General features: G+C 60.7%; 4 protein-coding genes. All 4 read right to left on the bottom strand.

Annotated features, from left to right (window positions below; translation table 11 throughout):
• Window positions 1-254 (bottom strand): nitronate monooxygenase (locus ABW043_RS00425; protein ID WP_353919275.1); only part of this gene is annotated, 254 nt, incomplete at its 3' end.
• A gap of 318 nt (window positions 255-572) precedes the next feature.
• Entirely contained in the window at window positions 573-1,004 is a 432-nt protein-coding gene (locus ABW043_RS00430) for a CBS domain-containing protein (protein ID WP_353919276.1), read from the bottom strand.
• Window positions 1,005-1,256: 252 nt separating this feature from the next.
• Window positions 1,257-2,552, bottom strand: coding sequence for an oxalate/formate MFS antiporter (gene oxlT, locus ABW043_RS00435; RefSeq protein ID WP_353919277.1), 1,296 nt, complete (start codon window positions 2,550-2,552; stop codon window positions 1,257-1,259).
• A 598-nt stretch (window positions 2,553-3,150) separates the two neighbouring features.
• Complete coding sequence (locus tag ABW043_RS00440) at window positions 3,151-3,945, bottom strand: NYN domain-containing protein (protein WP_353919278.1); 795 nt, start codon at window positions 3,943-3,945, stop codon at window positions 3,151-3,153.
• Window positions 3,946-4,692 lie beyond the last annotated feature (747 nt).

A 4,692-nucleotide genomic window follows, 5' to 3' on the forward strand; every position in this document is an offset into this window, starting at 1 on the left:
TCGGCATAGGGCGGCGGCTTGATCGCGGGCAGGATGGTGAGGTTCACGCCGAACGTCTTGTCGGTCATGTCGCGGCAGCGCGCGATCTCCTTGGTGAGGTCCTCCGGCGTCGGCTGCGTCAGCGCGGTGATCAACCCGAGCGCGCCGGCATTGGCGACCGCGGCGACCAGTTCGGCACGGCCGACCCACTGCATGCCGCCCTGGACGATCGGGTGCTCGACGCCCACGAGCTCGGTGAATCGCGTCTTGATCATGCTGGCCCTCTGTTCCCCCGGCGCGGGTCGGTCCGCGCCTGTCATGTTGGTTGTTGGAATTGGACCGGGAGGATGCCGTCGCGCCCTGCAAAAGTCCACGGTTGGCGGGCGGGGGCTGGGCAATGCGAGCATGCAAAAGCGCAGGTTTGATTCCGCAGGGCGGAACGCAGCCGGGCACCTTCGAGCTGCGCCCTTCAACCCTTTCCAAGCCGCTGTGCTGCGTGCGTTCTTGAGAGTTCCGGGTGCCGGCCGCAGAGCCGGGGCCCGTTCCCCGGGGTCGCTTCGCTCGCCAGGGCTACGGCAGCGGAGCCACGCTGCTCAGGCGGCGAACACCTTTTCGATCGCGTTGGCCTCGTCGTCGAATGCGGCCGAGATGTCACGCATGCTGATGACGCCGATCAGGCTGTAATTGTCGATGACGGGGAGGTGGCGGATGTGCTCGCGGTTCATCACGTGACGGACCTGCTCGAGCGTATCGGTCGGTTGGCAGGAGATCAGCTGCTGCACCGAAATGAGCTGCGAGACCTTCAGGCCGGCGCCGGCCGCACCATGCTGGGCGATCGCGCGCACCACGTCGCGTTCGGTGAACATGCCGACCGGCGTGTTGCCCTCGGTGCGGACGACATCCTTCACCACCAGCGCGCTGATATTGCTGGCGCGCATGAGCTGCGCGGCGACGGCCACCGTCTCGTTCATGCGGACCGTTGCGACACGGGCGGTCTTCTTGCGCAGGACATCTCCGACTTGCATGGCAACCTCCTTGGGGCGAACGCTGTGGCCATATTGGTATACATAATGCCAATTGTCAACGACCGCTCCGGCGAATCTCGCACGTAATCCATCGATAAACAGGCAGTAACACTGACATTTTCGGCGTTGAGTGCCGGCGCTGCGCGACGTTGCCCCGGCCGCAATCAATCTGTGGTATGCCAGAGGTGTTCGCGCATTGAAAACGCGCCCGCCCCAAGGGGACGAGCGCGTGCTTGCGACGATGACGGGCGATCAGGCCGACGCCTGCGACCTGGCGACAACGGCCTTGCGCCACGGCTTGAGTACCGCGATCGCGAGCAGCGAGGCCAGGATGTTGGCGCCGGCCGCGACGATGAACACGGCATCCCAATTGTCCGAATATTGCTGCATGTAGTTCGCCACCGGCACCAATAGCGCCGCGGTGCCCTTGGCCGTGTAGAGCAGGCCGGCATTGGTGGTGGCGAACTTCGAGCCGAACGTGTCGGTGCAGGTCGACGGGAACAGCGAGTAGATCTCGCCCCAGGCAAAGAACACGAAGCCCGACAGCAGCACGAACCAGACGGGATCGTGGCCCAGCATGTACAGGCCCCAGATGCCGATACCCTCCATGCCGAAGGCGATGAACATCGTGTTCTCGCGTCCGATCATGTCGGAGATCCAGCCGAAGAACGGGCGGGTCAGGCCGTTGAGGACGCGATCGATGGTGGCGGCGAACGTCACCGCGGTCATCGTCATGCCGATCAGCGTGACCGGGATGGCATCGACCTTCCAGTCGACGGCGATCGGCTTGAGGTTGGCGGTCACCATCAGGCCGCCGGCGCCGACGATCACGAACATGAAGTACATCAGCCAGAAGATCGGCTGGCGGATAACCTCGGTCGGCTGGTAGTTGCGCCGGGTCTGGATCACGTTGCTGTTCTGCGCCGCCGGCACCTGACCGGGCTTTGGCGCGAACATCAGGAAGGACAGGATGACGATGATGATGCCCTGGCCGAGACCGAAATAGAGGAAGGTGGTCTGGAAGCCGGAATCCTTGATCATCGCCTGGATCGGCGCGACCGTCAGCGCCGAGCCGGCGCCGAAGCCTGCCGCGGTGATGCCGGCGGCCAGGCCGCGCTTGTCGGGAAACCATTTCAGCGCGTTGCCGACACAGGTGCCATAGACGCCGCCGGCGCCGATGCCCGCGATGATCATGCCGAGATAGAAGCCGTTGAGCGTCGTCGCCTGCGCGTTGATGGCCCAGCCCGCCGCGCAGAGAATGCCGCCGACGAGGATGACCAGCCGCGGGCCGTATTTGTCGACGAACCAGCCCTCGACCGGCACCAGCCAGGTCTCGAACAGCACGAACAGCGTGAAGGCCCACTGGATCGAGGCGCGGTCCCAGCCGAATTTCTTCTGGATGTCGGGGACGAAGAAGGTCCAGCCATATTGGTAGTTGGCGATCATCACCATCGCCAGCACGCCGATCCCCAACTGGGTCCAGCGATAGGCGTCGCTGACGCGAGCGGCCTCGACGGGGGCGGCTCCATGCACTGTGTCCGTCGTCATGTTTCCTCCGGCTGTTCTGTGAGTCCCGACAGCTCTGAAGGTCAAGCTTGGTATATGTTATGCCAATAGACAAGCGGTAATTTGAGAAGGTGCAATGCAATTTGGGGATGTCGGAGCGAATGCTGCGGATGCGAAGGGGGGCGAGCGCCTCGTTGTTCAGTGCGTTTTTCTGAACTATCTTGGACGTGCGGCACGACCTGCGACAGGGGCTCATGAAGCCTGCAATGCCCCCAACATAGTTTGGGAATTCCCCAAACTGTGGAGGCTATTTTGTCAATGAAAGATCGACTGGAAACTCGCAAGGAGCGCGACTACGCACGCATGGAGCAGGATCTCCAAAAGCAGAAGCAGGCGCCACCGCGAGATTGTCACGACGCAAGAGATACAAGAGATAGATGTGTCCACTGCGGGACGCCGCTGAGTCTAACCTCGGCTGGTGAATATGGCATCTGCCAGGACTGCATCGATAATCGCGGCTGACAATCCGCTCGTAATCGCGGTGGGCCCATCAAGTAGCCCGCATGAGCGAAGCGACATGCGGGAAGCACCGTTCCTGGAGGTCGCTACGCTCATCCGGGCTACGCCGCTTGCTTGAGAATTACTCTCTCCAGGCAAGCGTTCGATTCTCGACTTGCTCCACCCTCAATTTGCAAACCTTCTTCAGTAATTGGCTGAGCGATCGTTGACCTGCCCAATCGTTGGAGATGCCGGGGAATTGCTTTGAGAGAACGTGGCCAAGCGTGGCCACGTTGGCGCGATGACCCGGCTCCGATTCCACGAAATACCGGTTGACAGCGTCCACCACTTTCTCGGGTGAAGGCTGAGTGCTGACCGCCGCAGCGGTTTCGTCGTCCTCATCCTTTTCGAGTATCTCGAGAAGGGACCGCTCGTCGATTATGGAATCGCACGCTGCCTGGTACGCAACCGATGTCGCTGTCGCAGCATACACCACCGTCGTCTTCATGTGCTTGCGCAACCGGATAACGAGAGGTGTGTAATCCGCGTCGGCCGCCATGATGACGTACTCGTCGACATGAGGGTACAGGGCAACGGAATCCAGCACGTCCATGACGATATGAGTGTCGGCGCTCGTCTTACCCTGGTTCGTTAGCGGAGGGGTGTCGATGACTTCCCAACCGTCGCGTACGAAAGACTGGCGAAACTTCGAGAAAAAATCGCTGTCCCTTAGTCTTCCCGACGGGTTCATATAACAGCGACGGATAACAAAGTTATGCGAGGTCTCCTCCGTCTCAGATCCCTGCATCCCTTGAAATGCCCGCAGCCAGCCTGCGGGATTCGAGGCAAACTCTCTTGCCCCTTCCTTCGACTCTTTGAAGAGAGAACTATAGACGTTGTCGAAATCGAGAAATATCCCGGAGATGTACTTGGGCAATGCAACCTCCAAAAAGAGTAGCGAGCATTATCTCAGATACTCAACCTGAACAAAAGCCCAGGCGATCTACGGGGGCGGCGCATTGAGGAGTGGGGGCTCCTGACCTCTAGAACTTGGTGTGAGTTAAGCTAGCGGCTCCAAGGCCTGACAAAATTTGCATGGCTCGATGTTCGGCTTTGTGGTCGCGAGCTTGAATGCGTCCTCGCGAGAAAGCGGGCCGTGCCATTGTCCGTTCCTTTTGCTGTCTTGCACATGAAGACCCTTGCCATGATTGCAATACAAACAGTTAGCAGAGTGAATGGCGCCGCGCTTCCTCCTCCAGTTCTCGTAGACCCAAAATTCGGCCATTGTTCCCTCCCTAAGCGGTGCATCTGAGCCATTCTGCGATCACCGAGCAACTAGTGGACGCGTCGTCCAACGTCGTTGCGTCCTGATCGTCGCAATACAGCGTTTGAGAACTTCTCAGTATCGAGCGAGCCGGGATCCGTTTGCAGTTGCCCAACTCAGGTCCGTCATGGCCGGGCTTGTCCCGGCCATCCACGTCTTCGACCTGCAGCAAGAACGGGGATGCCCGGGACGAGCCCATGCATGACGGCGCGTTGATTGCGACACCTCACGCCGTCGCGCCGCGCAGCCTCGTATAGCCCTGCTGGATCACCGACCAGAACAGCGCGATCAGTCCGAGCGCCATGATGGTGCTGACCAGCGTGTTGGAGAAGAAGATGCCGAGCGAGCCCTGCGAGCCCA

The sequence above is a fragment of the Devosia sp. genome, assembly GCF_040509215.1.
In the GTDB taxonomy this organism is placed as follows: Bacteria; Pseudomonadota; Alphaproteobacteria; order Rhizobiales; family Devosiaceae; genus Devosia.